Genomic DNA, 14,826 nt, shown 5'->3' with positions numbered 1-14,826 from the left:
TTCAGGGATAACTATGCGCTCCCCGACTCTCATGTCAACGCCAGATGCCACCGTTCTCGCGGATCGCCTCACACGTGATCGGCTCGGCTCGTACCACACGTCGATTTGGGTTCCATGCCTTGCCGCTGTGTTTCCCGGGCATCCGTCCAGCGACGATGCCCGACAAGTTCGCGCCGATGTGGCTCGCCGTATGCGGCGCCTTCACGCGCTGCGGAACCGGATTGCGCACCACGAACCCATCCACCGGTGGGACCTCGCCCGTGAGCATCGGCACCTGCTGGAACTCATCGGATGGATCTGCTCCCGCACTCGAAGTTGAGCCGAAACCGAAGCCGACTCAGCCGCGCGGATCGACCTCAGTTCTGGGCAATCTGCGTGGCTCCCGCATCCACGGTCAAACACATGAGGCGAACAGTGGCCGGGAAGCGATGACACTGCTCGCGTCGGTACATGAGCAGCGCAACCCCGGCTTCCTCGACGCCTAGGCCGCCTCCGGGCCTCAGAACGCAAAGTGGCCTCGGGCAATGCGGAATGGCAATTCTCGCTTGCAGGCCGACGTCGGCAAGCGCGACTACCGCTCAGTCGAAGGATTCCCAGATTGGTTCCTCTGGGTGCATGCATCTACTGCGAACAAGCTCAAGCGCATGCAGCGCATGACGGAGTTGGCCGGTCTTGCATGGGAGAGCGATGTCGAGCCGATCTTCGAGGCTCCGGGCGTGTGACGCTCACTGACCGCCAGACACGGCGAGTGCGCGGCACGCGTTGTCGGATGACCTAGAGCCTGCGGCAGCGGTTCTTCGAAGCGTCGCTGCTCCTGATGCGCAGTATCGAAGCAAACAAGTTGTGACAAGCCAGTTGTCACCAATCGGCGCCCACCGGGACTTAGCCGGTGACGGGTTCGAGGGCCACTCGGACGTGTTTGTGATGCGGGGTGTGCGACAGCCAGTCGCGGTCTTCGATGTCGGTGAGCTCGTTCACCGCCACGCCGTGAATCTTGTGCTCGCCGGTCTCGTCGGGGTACTCGGTGCCGAAGCCGTGAGGGAGCGTGACATGCCCGGACATCACGGTGTCAGTGACCTCGGCAGGGGCCTCGGCCTCGCCCCGCTTGGAGACAATCTTGATGCGGTCGCCATCGACCACGCCAAGTGCCGTGGCGTCGTCGGGGTTGATCCGCAGCGAGCCGGCCTTGTCCTTCTTGCGCCACTCTGGATCCCGGATCACGTCGTTGGCGTTCGACGAACGGCGCTCGCCTGCTGAGAGCACGAACGGGAACCGGTCGCCGCCGCGGGCAGGCTCCTCGTCGCCCAGTGATCGGTACTCGTCGGCGAGCTCCTCGATGAAGAGATGGATCTTGCCGTCAGTATGCGCGATGCGATCCCAAGTCTGTTCGTACTCGCTGACGCTGTAGATCATCCCCGAGGGCGAGTCGACCAGCTTGTCGAACAGATTGTTTGCCAACTCCAAGCCTTCGCCGGAGATGCCCGCAGCCCGGACCTCGTCGGGATAGCGCATCGAGGCTTGCATGGCTGCACCGAACATGATCGCGGCTGGCGCCATGTTGCCCAGTGTCGGCCCCAGAGCGTCGTACAGCACCACTGGCAGCTTCGCACCGACGTCGGGATCGGTTGCCGACGCCTCGCCGAGAGCGGCGATGAACGCCTCACGGCCTTGCTGCGCAGCATCCGCGAGATCGGTGGTGGCGTCCGGCTTGCCGCCCATGGCCGCCACGAGCCGGCTGTGAATCTCGGCCTCGGGCAGCGAGTCGCCCAACGGTTCCAAGATGGGGTGGCGCACCTGGAAATAGTTCGCAGGCATCTCGCCGGCAAAGAATGTGGCCTCTGGCTTCTCGTACTGCGAGGCGGCGGGCAGCACGTAGTCGGCGGCGCGGGCGGTCTCGGTCATGGCCACGTCGATGACCACGAGGCATTCCAGCTTGGCGAAGGCCTCCCGGAATCGCTTCGAGTCCGGCAGCGTGTGGAGCGGGTTGGCCGACTCCACGAATATGGCGCGGAAGCGGTTCGGGTGGTCGGTGTCGATGGCGTCGGGAATGGCGGCGCAGGCCATGAGGCCCGACAGCATGGGGCTGCCGGTGACGGGATCGGTTTCGCCCTCGCCCGAATGGCCGCAGATAGGAGCAAGGCGCAGCGGAAGGTTCATGCCGCCGGGCTTCGCGAAGTTGCCGGTCACCAGGTAGAGCAGGCGTTGCAGCCAGCTGTTCAGCGTCGAATGGGGAGCCATCTCGATACCGAGGTCCTCCTCGGTCGACAGCGATTGGGCGTTGCCCATCGTGCGGGCTGCGGCACGCAGGTCCGCCTCGTCGATGCCGCACTTGCGAGCGCAGTCGGCAATGTCGGTGCCCAAGATCAGATCGCGCAGCTCATCCCAGCCGGTGCAGTGCTCTGCCAGGAACTTCTCGTCGGTGAGGCCCTCTTCGACCATGATCGCCAGCAGTGCCGCCAATGCCCACGCATCGGTGCCGGGACGGACTCGCAGGTGGTGGTCGGCCATCGCCGCCGTCTCAGAAACCCGCGGATCCATCACGATGAGCTTGCGGACGTCGTCGTTGCGGATCTTGTTCAGCTCGTTACGCGACTCGGGGAAACCGTGGCTCTGCCAAGGGTTCTTGCCGATGAACACCGCGCAGTCGGCGTGCTCGAAGTCGCCCATGGCGCCGAGGTTCTGCTTGCCGAACATCTTGCCCTGTGCCCAGAACATGCCGGTTTTTTCTTGAGCGAGCGCATTCGAGCGGTACTTCACGCCCAGGGTCTGCAGCACGCCCCGCGCATAGGCACCGGGGAAGTGGTTGCCCTGCCCACCGCCGCCGTAGTAGAGGATCTTGTCGCCGCCGACCGAGTCGCGGATGCCGGTGAGCCGCTCGGCCACCTCGGCGATGGCGACGTCCCACGAGACTTCCTCGAACGTGCCGTCGTCCCGCCGGCGCAGCGGAGTGGTGAGACGATCGCGGCCATTCTGGTAGTAGTCGATGCGCAGGGCCTTCTCGCAGGTGTAGCCCTTCGAAGCGGGATGTTCCTTGTCTCCGCGAACGCGTGTGATCTTGCGGCCGTCGAGACGAACCTCGATGCCGCAATTGTTCGAGCACAGGATGCAAGCGGTCTTGTGCCAGACCTTGGTGGGGTCCTCTGCGCCGTTGGACTTTGCTTTGGGGGCGGTCGCTGTCGAGGCTGGAGCATCCTTGCCGGCGCGGCTGGCGCGAAGCGCTGCAAGACGGGCCTGGGCATCGGACATGGCATCCCCTCGAGGTGCGGAGGCGTGGACATCGCAAGGCTACGGGACCGGTGTTGCCGCTGCCGGAACCGACTCGCGCGCCCACCGCAACCGGGGCGTGGCCGGCGGCCCGCTAACTTCGGGCCTGCTGGGTTGACCTAACCGGCCTCATTGACAGCCAGCCTCAGAGGCTCGCAGGGAGGATTGCTCGTGCGGATCAGCGTGGATGCCGACAAGTGTCAGGGCCACAACCGCTGCTACTCGCTGGCACCGGAGCTGTTCGACGTGGACGACTACGGCTATGCCACCGCAGCTGGTGATGGCGAAGTACCTGCAGGCCTCGAGGACAAGGCCCGGCTGGCCGCTGCGAATTGCCCTGAGTACGCCGTCATCATTGAGGAATAGCGCCCTCGGATCGCCGCTGGCGGCTCGACGCCGACCGCTGGGCCAGCGCAGCCAGGCCGGCGTCGGTCAGTGGCGCTTCAGCTCGAGATTGTCGCGGACCTCTTCGGGACCGATCACCCGGTAGTTCATCGCTTCGAGGATCTGCTTCGCCCGCGCGGTCAGGTCGGCGTTCGTGGCGAGCCGGCCGCGGTCGAGGTACAGGTTGTCTTCGAGGCCGACACGCGCGTTGCCCCCGGCAACGGCCGCAAGCGCAACGTATGGCAGCTGGTCGCGTCCCAACGCAAACGCCGAGAAGGTCCAGTCATCCGGCACGTTGTTGACCATCGCCATGAACGTGTTCAGGTCCGGCGGGGCGCCCCACCGAATGCCCATGCACAGCTGCACCATGACCGGGGCCTCGATGACCCCAGCCTCAACGAGCGACCTGGCCTCCCAGAGCTGACCTGTGTCAAAGGCCTCGATCTCGGGCCGCACGCCCAGCGCCTGGATCTGGCGGGCCATCTCCATGAGCGTGTCGTGGGTGTTGGTGGCCACGTAGTTGCCCTCGCCGAAGTTCATCGTTCCGCAGTCCAGCGTGCAGATCTCCGGCAGCAGCTCGCGCACGTGAGCCAGCCGCTCGGTGGCGCCAGCCATGTCGGATCGCATCGGATCGGGAGGCAGCGGCTGCTCCACTGAGCCGATTACGAAGTCGCCGCCCATGCCCGCCGTGAGGTTCAGCACGACGTCGGTGCTCGATGCACGCACACGCTCCACGACTTCGCGGTAGCAGTCCACGTCGCGCCCGGCGGCGCCCGTGATGGGATCTCGCACGTGGATGTGGCAGATTGCCGCACCCGCCCGGGCGGCATCGATGACGTTCTGGGCTATATCGGCGGGTTTGTACGGCACCTTGTCGGATTTGTCGACGGTGTCGGCGGCGCCAGTGACGGCGCACGTAATGAAGACGTCAGGCATGAACAGCAGCCTTTCTGCGAGCGCGTCGCAGCTTCGTTATTCCGCAGATTGTCGCACAGGGTTCAGATCCCTTCGGCCGCTGCGAGCCCTTCGGGATCGACCTCTTGGCCGGCGGCCATCGCTGCGAAGATCGCTGGAGGCTCCCGCCACGGATCTGCCGGGTTGCCCGCCCTGGCCGCGGCAATCGCGTCCCACACGCGCTGGGGGCTCATCGGCATGTCGATGTGTCGCACCCCGAAGTGCGCCACTGCGTCGATGACGGCGTTCTGCAGCGCCGGTGTGGAGCCGATGGTGCTGGCCTCGCCGATGCCCTTGGCGCCCAGCGGGTTGAGCGGCGAGGGCGTCACCGTGTTGTGGACTTCGAAGCTCGGATACTCCGCAGCGGACGGGAACAGGTACGTCATGAGGGTGCCTGTCTGGGGGTTCCCATCGGTGTCGTAGATGACTTCCTCGTACAGCGTCTGCGCAGCGCCCTGGGCGATGCCGCCGTGCTGCTGGCCCGCAAACAGCAGCGGATTGATGACGGTGCCCGCGTCGTCGACGGCAATGTGGCGCAGGTAGTGGACCTCGCCGGTATCGGTGTCCACCTCCACGACGGCTATGTGAGCCCCGAAGGGGAAGCTGGCTTCGCCCTGGTCGAAGTCGAGCTGTGCGGCGAGCCCCGGGTCGACGGGCTCGCCCCGTTCGGCCGCCGTGGTCTCGGCCGCGGTGGGTTCGCCCAGCAGGCCGTCGGGTGCGCTGTCCACCGCAACGGCGAGCGCTGACCAGTCCACGGAGCGTGCCGGGACGCCCGCCACGCTGAAGGTGCCCTCCTCGCTGTCGAGCACGACGTCGTCGACGCTGGCCTCGAGCAGATGTGCTGCCAGTCGCTGCGCCCGTTCGACGAGCACATCGGTGGCGTTGGACACCGCCGAACCGCCGACCTGAACCGAACGCGATCCGCCGGTGCCGCCGCCGCGGGGCACCAAGTCGGTGTCGGACTGGACGAACCCGATGCGCTCAAGATCGATGCCGGTACGGGCGGAGACGATCTGGGCGAACGTCGTTTGATGACCCTGGCCGTGGGCGCTGGTGCCGACGCGGATCGTGGCCCCGCCATCGGGCTCGATGCGCACTGCAGCGAATTCGCTGGTCAGCCCACCGGCAGTGATCTCCACGAAGCTGGCGATGCCGACGCCGAGCTGGCGCACGTCGCCGCGCTCACGACGCCGTGCCTGCTCGGCCCGCAACTCGTCGTAGCCGGCTAGCTCGACGGCTCGTCGCAACGGCAAGGCGTAGTTGCCGCTGTCGTAGGTGACGCCGGTGAGCGTGTCGAACGGGAAGGCGTCGGGCGAGATGAAGTTCCGCAGGCGGATCTCGATGGGATCGATGCCGGTCTCGATGGCGGCCTGATCGACGAGCCGCTCGAGCAGGGCGGCCGCTTCGGGCCGTCCGGCGCCCCGGTACGCGCCGGTCGGGGTCGTATTCGTCACTGCCGTCGCGACATCGAAGCGGATGGCCGGAAATGCGTAGGTGCCGTTGGACATCCGCCTGGTGCCCGCTGGCAGCATCGTGCCGATGTTCGGGTAAGCGCCGGTGTCGCCCACCAGCCGGACCCGTAGCCCGGTGAATGTGCCGTCGTCCCGCACGCCCAACTCGGCGTACTGCACCTGAGCACGGCTGTGCGCCAGCGTGGTCATGTCTTCGCTGCGTCCCGGCGTCCAGGTGACCGGGCGGCCCAGCCGATCCGCCAGCGCTGCCACCACCGTGTGCTCGTGGTAGAGGCCGGCCTTGGCGCCGAAGCCGCCGCCGACATGGGGGGCGATGACGCGCAGCCGCTGCGGCTCCCATCCGAGCGCGCCGGCAAGCTGCATCTTGGTGAGGTGAGGCATCTGAGTCGCGCAGTACACGGTCATGCGACCGTCATCGCCCGGCACGGCGGCGCACGAGTTCGGCTCCAACGGAACCGCGGCCAGTTTCTGGTTCACGTAGCGGCCCCGGACAACGTGGGATGCCCCGTCGAGCGGATCGATGCCAGGCGGGTCGGTGATCTCGGTGGCGACGTTGTTCGGCCGCTCGTCGAAGAGCGCCGGAGCGCCGGGAGCAAGCGCAGCCTCGGCGTCTGCGGCTGCGGGCAGCGGCTCGTAGTCGACCGCAACGAGCTCGGCGGCATCGGTGGCTTCGGCGAGGGACTCGGCCACGACGACGGCCACCGCTTCGCCCACGAAGCGCACCTTGCCGGTCGCCAGCGGGGGGCGGGCGAACTCGTCGGCAACCTTCACGAAGCCGTGGTGGGGGGCAACGCCCAGCTCCGCTTCGGTAAACACTGCAACGACCCCTGGGGCGGTTTCAGACTCGCTTGCATCGATGTCGCCGATGTGCGCGTGTGCGACGGGGGAGCGGACGAATACCGCATGGCACATGCCGTTGGCCGTGTGGTCATAGACGTAGCGCCCGCCGACCGTGAGCAGCTCAGGGTCTTCGGTTCGTCGAACTTCGTTGCCCAGGATCGATCCAGCCATGGGCGGCGAGGCTAGCCACGACCTCGCAAGCCCGGCCGGGATCTCTAGCTCGTTACGCTGCCGCGGTGACCAGCGGCGACGTGTACACCCACGGCCACCAGCCCACTGTCGTGGCCCAGCATGCACGGAGGACCGCGGAGGACTGCGCGGCGTTCGCACGCCACGTCATCCATGCAGACTCGCAGGTTCTGGACGTGGGCTGCGGTCCGGCCTCGATCACCGTCGGTCTTGCCCGCTGGGCAGCGCATGGTCACGTCACCGGCGTCGAGGTAGGCGAGGAGATTCTGGCTACTGCTGCCGAATCGGTCACCGACGCCGGCATCGGCAATGTGACGCTGACCGAAGCGTCGGTGTACGAGCTGCCGTATGCCGATGGCACGTTCGACGTGGCCTATGCGCATCAGGTGATGCAGCACCTGTCGGACCCCGTCGCCGCGCTGTCGGAGATGGCTCGGGTGGTGCGCCCCGGCGGCTGGGTGGCAGTGCGCGACTCCGACTACTCCACGATGCGGGGCTACCCGTCCAGCACCGAGATCACACGCTGGCGGGAGGTGTACCGGAAAGTTTGCCGCCATAACGGGGCTGAGCCCGACGCAGGCCGTCACCTGTTCTCGTGGTTCCGTGCCGCAGGCTTGGCGAACGTGCAGATGTCGGCATCGGTGTGGCAGTTCTGGACCCCCGAGACTCGCCAGAACTGGGGCTATTCGTGGGCCGATCGCTGCCTGCGCACGAGCTTTGCCCGCCAGGCCGTCGAATACGGCTATGCGACGTCCGACGAGATGGAACAGATCGCCGCCGGCTGGCGAACGTGGGCGGACGATCCCGACGGCTACTTCCACTTCATTCACTGCGAGGTGCTGGCTCAGGTCAGCTGATTGCGACGCCATCTGCTCCCCGAATCAGGCGTCGGGGTCCAGTTCCTGCGCGTAGGGCGGGTCGGCACCCGGGCGGGTGCACGTGATGGCGGCAGCTGCGGCGGCACGTTCCGCTATGGCTTGCCATTTCCGCAATTCAAGAGAGGCGAACGCGGTCCGGTCGGCCCTGAGCAGGTTCCAGAGAGAGACCAGCACCGAGCCCACGAATGAGTCGCCGGCGCCGACCGTGTCGACAACTTCAACGGGCGGGGCCGACATGTCGAGCTTGCCTTCAGCCGTGTACACGGTGACGCCGTGGCGGCCGCGGGTCACGATCACCGTTGCGACTCGCCCAGCGAGCAACTCTGCGGCGCAATCGTCAGCTGCACGCCTGGGCCAGATCCACTCCAAGTCCTCGTCCGAGGAGCGGTAGAGATCAGTGACGCTCAGCCACCGTTGGTGAAAGTGATCCCAGCGGCCCCGGTCACCGATGATGGCGGGCCGGACATTGGGATCGAGCGAGACGAGGCCGTCGTGACGCTCGGCGAGCGAGGCAAGCACCTCAGCGGTGCGGCCTCGGAACATGCCCAGCGTGCCTCCGTGCAGGATGTGCGGACCAGCACCCAGCACAGCCAAGTCCGCAGCTTCGAGCGCCGTGTCGGCAGTGTTCTCGCCTTCGAAACGGAATGACGGGCCCGCTGCAAGGCTGATGATCGCCCTCGCCGTCGGTTCGGGGCCGCGCTCGCAGCCACGCAGGTCGACGCCGTTGCTCTTCAGGTGATTCCAGATGTGCTCGCCCGATGCATCGGTGGACACCCGGCCCACGAACGCACTCGGCGCCCCCAGACGAGCTGCCGCTATCGCTGCGTTCATGGGCCCCCCGCCCGGCACGGAACGGGCGTCATCTCCGTCGAGGACATCGACGAGCGCTTCGCCGCAGCACACGATCACTGAGCAGCCTCCATCGCAGCAGTCCCGTTTGCGCCAGCAATGAAGAGGCGCGGGCTAGCCGCGAGACTGTCCGCCATGCCTGACGCCATTCCCGACAACTATCCCGATCTCGTCGACCGGGCAGCGGAACTGTTCGGCGAGTCCGAAGCAGTACGGGACGGCGACATGTCGCTGAGCTTCGCAGACATCAAGCGGCTGTCCGACGAATGCGCAGCAGCGCTGGTGGCATCGGCTCTCGAGCCCGGCGACACGGTGGGCATCTGGGCGCCGAACGCCTGGGAATGGGTGATCGCTTCGATGGGGACGCTGCGCGCCGGCGGTGTGCTCGTGCCCGTGAACACCCGCTTCAAGGGACGCGAAGCCGCCTTCGTGCTGAGCAAGTCCAAGATCAAGGTGCTGTTCACCGTGGCCGGATTCCTCGGCTACGACTACGTGAAGGATCTCCACGAGGCGGCCGACGGGGGTCACACGGTCCCGTCGCTGGCAGACGTTGTCGTGCTGCGCGGTGACGCACCGACGGGCACGATCTCGTACGCGGAATTTGCGTCACGAGCCACGGCAGAGGCCGCAGACGAGGTGGCATGCCGATGCGCGGCGGCCTCGGGCGAGGACCTCGGATTGGTGATGTTCACCTCCGGCACCACCGGCCTGCCCAAGGGCGTGCTGGTGCATCAGGCACCGGTGCTGCGGAACTTCGCCCAGTACGCGGCCGAGCTCGGCATGCGCCAAGGCGACCGGATGCTGGTGGTGAACCCGTTTTTCCACGCGTTCGGCTTCTCGGCGGGGATCACGCCGTGCATCATGCGCGGCGCCACCATCCACCCCCATCCCGTCTTCGACGTCGAATCGGTGCTGCAGCGCGTCCAGGACGAGCGGATCACGATCCTGCCGGGGCCGCCCGCCATCCTCCAGTCGCTCATCAACTTCGCGGGTCTCGACGAGTACGACACTTCCAGCCTGCGTTCGTCGCTCACCGGCGCCGCAGCCATCCCCGTGGAGACGGTGGTGGCGATGCGTGAGCGGCTCGGCTTCGAGACCGTGCTGACGGGCTACGGCATGACCGAGACCCATGGACTGGCGGCGATCTGCGCTTCGGACGATCCGCCCGAATTGGTGGCCACCACCAGCGGCCGGGCGCTTGACGGCGTCGAGCTGCGGATCATCGACGACGAGGGTCGGGATCTGCCCATCGGGCAGCCGGGAGAGATCCTGGTGCGCGGGTACAACGTCATGCAGGGCTATCTCGATGATCCCGTCGCCACCGCCGAAGCGATCGACGAAGACGGCTGGCTGCACACCGGCGACATCTGCGTGATGAACGAGCAGGGCTATATCGACGTCACCGACCGCAAGAAGGACATGTTCATCAGTGGCGGCTTCAACGTGTATCCCGCCGAGATCGAGAAAGTGATGGCCGAGCATCCGCAGATCGGCCAGGTGGCGGTTGTCGGCGTGCCCGACGAACGCCTTGGCGAGGTCGGAGCGGCGTTCGTGGTGCCGTCACCCGCCGGTGTGCCAGAAGCAGATGCGCTGCGTGCGTGGTGTCGTGCGCAGATGGCCAACTACAGGGTGCCCCGCTACTTCTGGAACGTCGAGGCGCTGCCGCTGAACCCATCGAACAAGGTGCTCAAGAACGAGCTGCGGGAAGAAGCTGCCGAGCGCCTCGGCACCTAGCTCGACAGCAGCCCGGGCCTGGCGCAGCAGTATCTCGCGCCCGTTGCGGACGGCGGAGAAGCCCTCTGCTCCGGGGATCCAGCTGGTCCCAACCTCGCAGAGTTCTTCTCCGCCGTCCGCAACTCGTGCCGCCGTCCGCAACTCGTGCCGCCGTCCGCAACTCGTGCCGTCGTGCGGGACGGTTCGTCGCCGTAGCGACGGTTTGGCCGCTTGCTATTGCAGGCGCTGGGCTGCGGTGATGAGGCGGGCCAGTTCTGCCACGTCGGCGTCGCCTCGAAAGTCGCGGGTCAGGGATTCTGCTTCCCTGCGCAGGGTGCGTATGGACGGGTCGTCGGTGAACCAGCTCTGGCGCAGGACCTCTGCGAACTCGGCAGCCACGGCGGCCAGCCTGAAATGCCGGTCAGTGTCGTCGAAGCTGCGGTGTGCGTCGTTTGTCCTGATCGTCTCGGACACTTCTGTGATCGCTTCGCTGGCGGGGCGTTCGTATCGCAGTGTGACTTTGACGAGTGTCTCATTGCTGCGCCGGCTCCTGCTCTCGGGATCGACCAGCGTCAGCTCATACAGCGCCGTGGCGCTCTGAGAGATGGCGACCTCGCCGGCGTCAACAGCGTCGTTGCGGAAGTCTCGATCGGCCACGTCGCGGTTCTCGAAGCCCAGCAGCCGGTAGGCGACCACCGTGTCGGGGTTGAAGATCACCTGGACCTTGGCGTCGCGTGCGGCAGTCGAGACGAACGACGTCACGTCCCCGCCGAGCAGGCGCCACGCTTCGTCGTGGTCGTCGATGTAGTGATACGAACCATCGGCACGGTTCGCCAGCTGCTCCATCAGCTCGTCGTTGAACGGGCCGAGGCCGACGCCGATCGTGGACAGGCCGATGTCGGAGCGCTCGCCCAGTTGCCGGAGGATCCGGTCGGTCTCGGTCGCGCCGACATTGGCGACACCGTCGGAGAACAGCAGCACCAGCACGTTTCGCCCCGCGGCGGCTTCGCTGTCTGCCATCCGATAGCCGGTCGAGAGTCCGGCCGCAACGTTGGTGCTGCCGTTGGGGCGCACGTCTCGCTGGATGCGGCGGATCAGGTCGTCGTAGCTCCTGCCGACTGCGCCGGGTCGGGCGACGATGCGGGCATGGTTCGCATAGGCCACAACACCCACCCGGGTCTCGGGCTCCAGCCCTCCCAGCAGCAGGTCGACGGCGTCGTAGACCAGCTCGATGCGCCGGGTCCTGTCGTTGCTGGTGCCGATCTCTTGGTTCATCGAGCCCGAGCTGTCCAGAACCAGGATGATGCTGTCGGGTCGCAGGGCATCCGACACCACGTGCGGTGCCTGAACGCCCACCCGCAGCAGCAGATCGCCGCTGTCCGCGAACGGCGATGGCGCGGCGTCCACGCTGATCGTGAACTCGTCGATCTCGTCGTCGTAGCCGCCGTCGAAGTAGTTGACGAACTCCTCGACCCGGACTGCTTCGAACGGCGGCAGCTGGCCGCCGTCGAGGAAGTTGCGGGCGATTGTGTACGAGGCGGTGTCCACGTCGAGCGCAAACGTCGAGAACGGGTCGTCGGCGGTGTCGACAAACGGGTTGATGCCGTAATCGACGAACGTGTCGGGTTCGGCGCGTCGCCGTTGCGTTGGCTGATACGGCTCGTGCTCCGGCTCGGCTGACTGCGAGGACTCGTTCTGAGTGCGGCCTCCGCTTGAGGACTGACTCGACGAGGTGTCGTCGGACCCGCCGGCCACAGCCGCCTCGATGACGTCTTCCGAAGCAGCACCGCCGAGCGAAGACTGCTCTTCCTCGTCGTCAGCCTCGTCCATTTGTTCATCCGCTCTGCTAGATGAACTTGCCGTCACGGGTGTGGCGCGATAGTCAGAATCAGTCTGAGCTTCGTCGGCGGTTGCGTCACCTGCGTCGTCGCTAGCCGTGCAGGCCGCCGCCAGCAAGCACAGCGCTGCCAATGCGACAGCAATCCGCCAAGCGGCTTTGCCGGCACTGCGGCAAGTGCGTTTCGGTGTGCGGGTCTTCAACATTCTGTCCCCCTTGTGTCGGATGCCTTCAGCCGCATTCGCCCTGCAGCACTGCCGCTGGAAGTGCGACTTGGTGACCCGACGCCGGTGTGGGGGACTGCGTTCCGTCAATTTCAGATGAGCAACGGTCTTGTCACCGGAACGCAATTTGTGACAGCCGGCTGACACACAAGCGCATCAATACACAGCGTTTGAGGGCGCGCAGTCGCGCCGAGCGAGTCTCTTGCGTTGTGACGGAATCTGGCGACTCCGGGGAGAAACTCCGCGCGGCTCAGTCCTGTTTGGATTTGCCGGCGGCCTTCTTGTTTTTCTTCCAGGCGCGGACCTCGGCGAGGGCGTCAGGACCGTCGATGTCGGCGACCGAACGCGGCTGACGGTCTGCGAATGGGCCGGCCACGGCCTTCCACCCGCGGGGCGCCACACCGAAGCGCTTCGCCAGAATCGCCACGAAAATCTTGGCCTTCTCATCTCCGTAGCCGGGAAGGGCCCGCAAGCGGTCGAACAGCGCTTTGCCGCTGCGCACGTCGGCCCAGACGGCACGGGCATCGCCGTCGTGGTGCTCGACGATGTGACGAGCCAGATCGCCGCAGCGGCGGGCCATCGATCCCGGGAAGCGGTGCAGCGCGGGCTTTTGCTTGAAAGCGGCTTCCAGTTCGTCAGGTTCCATGGCGGCAATGGCCGCGACCGAGTAGCGATCACCGAGACGCTCGGCCAGCCGGGCGGGGCCTTTGAAGGCCCATTCCATGGGGATCTGCTGGTCGAGCATCATCGCCAGCAGCAGCGAGAACGGGTCGTCCAGCACCAGCTGATCAGCCTCGACATCACCCGTGACCGCCAGCGTTCCTTGTTCCGAACCGGTGCCGCTCGCCATAGCGCCGCACGCTACCGCGACAACGTCCGTCGCTCTTGCCGTGCGCACATTGCCAAGGACACCGTCACCGTGTCCAAGGAATGCACGGCGACCAGGTCGTTGGCAATCGCAGCAGGGTCCCGGTTCTGTGCTGCGTTGACGAGTTGTGGTCGGTACTGGTTCTCGTATCAGGCCACGCCGCCAGTGTGATGAGCGACTCTCGAAGCTGTCACACCATGCGCCTACGTTGGATGCGGAACGCATCTGCAGGAGGCCACGAAATGAACGACGACGGTAGAGAACCCGAGTCGACCGTTTCTCGGGAATCCAGTCAGTTCGGAGGACTCTCGTCACTTCAGCAGGAATACGCAATCGCTCAGATGTGGAAAACAGCAGTCGACGGTGCGCCGGACGACGCCGATCGACCTACGAGAGTGCTGACAGCGAGCGACTTCGAACGCCACAACTGGGACTTACAGCCCCTCAGCAAGCCAATGCCAATTCCGCCGCCGGACCGTGTGTGGGCGAGCGCTGAACTGGCTCGTATCGCCTGCGGCTACATGGCCTCGATGATGGAGGAGAAATGGCACGCACTCGTGGACGGGGATCGTTTGCGGTTCCACCGCAGCTGGACTGGCTACGGCATCTACGAGGCCAGGTTCGAACCAAGTGAGGGCGGAGCGGTGATCGTTGGCGCCGCAGTCGAAGGAGACCCGGAGCGTTATTCCCGCTACGACAATGTGACCGAGTCCCAAATGCTCGAATTCCTCATCGACAACTGGTTGCTTGAGCAGCCCGGTAGGTGGCCAGATCTGTGGACGAGCGGGACTGCCGACGCACGGCCGTCTCGGGAGCCGACCGAGGCCGACCCTGAGGTATGGCAGCTGGCCAAGGTAGAGGTGACCTTCGGGGACATCGCTGACGAGAGGGCCGATGCGGTGATCTGCCCGACCAGTCCCGCATTGTCTGGAAGCGGAGGAGCGTCGCGGGCGATTCACCGGGCAGCTGGTCCCCGACTGCGGGAGTATCTGAAAGAGCTTGAAGGTTGCGAGCCTGGCCAGGCGATTGCAACTCCCGGTTTCGACATGGCGGTGCCGTGGATAATTCACACAGTCGGGCCACGTTGGCGCGGAGGGGCTCACAACGAGGCGCATGTGCTGGCCTCGTGCTACCGGGAGTCACTCGCTCGCGCCGATGAAGTCGGGGCGTCAGTCGTGGCTACTCCCGCTGTAGCCACGGGCCGATACGGATATCCCATGCGGGCTGCGGCAGGGACCGCCGTGGGAGTACTCGGGTTCACGCTGACTCATGTCGATACCGCCCGTATCGTTTGTTACAGCGTGCCTTCACTCAAGGACCACCGTGCAGCTTTGGCACAACAGAACGAATGAGA

General features: G+C 66.0%; 12 protein-coding genes. 5 read left to right on the top strand and 7 right to left on the bottom strand.

Features of this window, described 5'->3' with window-relative positions; genetic code table 11:
• Nucleotides 1-34 precede the first annotated feature (34 nt).
• On the bottom strand, nucleotides 35-274 hold the full coding sequence (locus ACOCMM_RS13210; RefSeq protein ID WP_419553606.1) for a hypothetical protein: 240 nt from the start codon (nucleotides 272-274) through the stop codon (nucleotides 35-37).
• A 250-nt stretch (nucleotides 275-524) separates the two neighbouring features.
• On the opposite strand from ACOCMM_RS13210, the gene ACOCMM_RS13205 reads away from it, so the two are divergent.
• Complete coding sequence (locus tag ACOCMM_RS13205) at nucleotides 525-722, top strand: hypothetical protein (RefSeq protein ID WP_419553605.1); 198 nt, start codon at nucleotides 525-527, stop codon at nucleotides 720-722.
• A 160-nt stretch (nucleotides 723-882) separates the two neighbouring features.
• Here the strand turns inward: ACOCMM_RS13205 and ACOCMM_RS13200 are convergent, their stop codons facing one another.
• The gene (locus ACOCMM_RS13200; protein ID WP_419553604.1) at nucleotides 883-3,246 is read right to left on the bottom strand and encodes a molybdopterin-dependent oxidoreductase; all 2,364 of its coding nucleotides are present in this window, start codon (nucleotides 3,244-3,246) and stop codon (nucleotides 883-885) included.
• A 189-nt stretch (nucleotides 3,247-3,435) separates the two neighbouring features.
• Here ACOCMM_RS13200 and ACOCMM_RS13195 point away from each other — a divergent pair, with 189 nt between their 5' ends.
• Complete coding sequence (locus tag ACOCMM_RS13195; RefSeq protein ID WP_419553603.1) at nucleotides 3,436-3,630, top strand: ferredoxin; 195 nt, start codon at nucleotides 3,436-3,438, stop codon at nucleotides 3,628-3,630.
• Between the two features lie 66 nt (nucleotides 3,631-3,696).
• Here the strand turns inward: ACOCMM_RS13195 and ACOCMM_RS13190 are convergent, their stop codons facing one another.
• Entirely contained in the window at nucleotides 3,697-4,584 is an 888-nt protein-coding gene (locus ACOCMM_RS13190) for a 3-keto-5-aminohexanoate cleavage protein (RefSeq protein WP_419553602.1), read from the bottom strand.
• A 62-nt stretch (nucleotides 4,585-4,646) separates the two neighbouring features.
• Complete coding sequence (locus ACOCMM_RS13185) at nucleotides 4,647-7,085, bottom strand: xanthine dehydrogenase family protein molybdopterin-binding subunit (protein WP_419553601.1); 2,439 nt, start codon at nucleotides 7,083-7,085, stop codon at nucleotides 4,647-4,649.
• Nucleotides 7,086-7,150: 65 nt separating this feature from the next.
• Here ACOCMM_RS13185 and ACOCMM_RS13180 point away from each other — a divergent pair, with 65 nt between their 5' ends.
• Nucleotides 7,151-7,960, top strand: coding sequence for a methyltransferase domain-containing protein (locus tag ACOCMM_RS13180; protein WP_419553600.1), 810 nt, complete (start codon nucleotides 7,151-7,153; stop codon nucleotides 7,958-7,960).
• A 24-nt stretch (nucleotides 7,961-7,984) separates the two neighbouring features.
• On the opposite strand, the gene ACOCMM_RS13175 is transcribed toward ACOCMM_RS13180, so the two are convergent.
• Nucleotides 7,985-8,890 (bottom strand): PfkB family carbohydrate kinase, encoded by a 906-nt coding sequence (locus ACOCMM_RS13175; protein WP_419553599.1) that lies wholly within the window; start codon nucleotides 8,888-8,890, stop codon nucleotides 7,985-7,987.
• Between the two features lie 75 nt (nucleotides 8,891-8,965).
• On the opposite strand from ACOCMM_RS13175, the gene ACOCMM_RS13170 reads away from it, so the two are divergent.
• Nucleotides 8,966-10,564, top strand: a complete 1,599-nt coding sequence (locus ACOCMM_RS13170; RefSeq protein ID WP_419553598.1) for an AMP-binding protein — start codon at nucleotides 8,966-8,968, stop codon at nucleotides 10,562-10,564.
• 213 nt (nucleotides 10,565-10,777) lie between these two features.
• Here the strand turns inward: ACOCMM_RS13170 and ACOCMM_RS13165 are convergent, their stop codons facing one another.
• Both ACOCMM_RS13165 and ACOCMM_RS13160 read right to left on the bottom strand, forming a co-directional pair.
• Nucleotides 10,778-12,373 (bottom strand): YfbK domain-containing protein, encoded by a 1,596-nt coding sequence (locus tag ACOCMM_RS13165; protein WP_419553597.1) that lies wholly within the window; start codon nucleotides 12,371-12,373, stop codon nucleotides 10,778-10,780.
• Nucleotides 12,374-12,854: 481 nt separating this feature from the next.
• A complete protein-coding gene (locus ACOCMM_RS13160) occupies nucleotides 12,855-13,454 on the bottom strand; it encodes an HhH-GPD-type base excision DNA repair protein (protein ID WP_419553596.1) in 600 nt (199 codons plus the stop codon).
• 260 nt (nucleotides 13,455-13,714) lie between these two features.
• On the opposite strand from ACOCMM_RS13160, the gene ACOCMM_RS13155 reads away from it, so the two are divergent.
• The gene (locus tag ACOCMM_RS13155) at nucleotides 13,715-14,824 is read left to right on the top strand and encodes a macro domain-containing protein (RefSeq protein WP_419553595.1); all 1,110 of its coding nucleotides are present in this window, start codon (nucleotides 13,715-13,717) and stop codon (nucleotides 14,822-14,824) included.
• Nucleotides 14,825-14,826: the final 2 nt, after the last annotated feature.

Source organism: Candidatus Poriferisodalis sp., assembly GCF_965198245.1.
Lineage (GTDB): Bacteria > Actinomycetota > Acidimicrobiia > Acidimicrobiales > Poriferisodalaceae > Poriferisodalis.
This window is presented reverse-complemented; position numbering and strand designations above follow the sequence as displayed.

Excerpts from the sequence above, each read along its gene's own strand:
- ACOCMM_RS13205 (WP_419553605.1), top strand. The coding sequence starts at position 525 with ATGCGGAATGGCAATTCTCGCTTGCAGGCCGACGTCGGCAAGCGCGAC.
- ACOCMM_RS13200 (WP_419553604.1), bottom strand. The coding sequence starts at position 3,246 with ATGTCCGATGCCCAGGCCCGTCTTGCAGCGCTTCGCGCCAGCCGCGCC.
- ACOCMM_RS13190 (WP_419553602.1), bottom strand. The coding sequence starts at position 4,584 with ATGCCTGACGTCTTCATTACGTGCGCCGTCACTGGCGCCGCCGACACC.
- ACOCMM_RS13185 (WP_419553601.1), bottom strand. The coding sequence starts at position 7,085 with ATGGCTGGATCGATCCTGGGCAACGAAGTTCGACGAACCGAAGACCCT.
- ACOCMM_RS13170 (WP_419553598.1), top strand. The coding sequence starts at position 8,966 with ATGCCTGACGCCATTCCCGACAACTATCCCGATCTCGTCGACCGGGCA.
- ACOCMM_RS13165 (WP_419553597.1), bottom strand. The coding sequence starts at position 12,373 with ATGGACGAGGCTGACGACGAGGAAGAGCAGTCTTCGCTCGGCGGTGCT.
- ACOCMM_RS13160 (WP_419553596.1), bottom strand. The coding sequence starts at position 13,454 with ATGGCGAGCGGCACCGGTTCGGAACAAGGAACGCTGGCGGTCACGGGT.
- ACOCMM_RS13155 (WP_419553595.1), top strand. The coding sequence starts at position 13,715 with ATGAACGACGACGGTAGAGAACCCGAGTCGACCGTTTCTCGGGAATCC.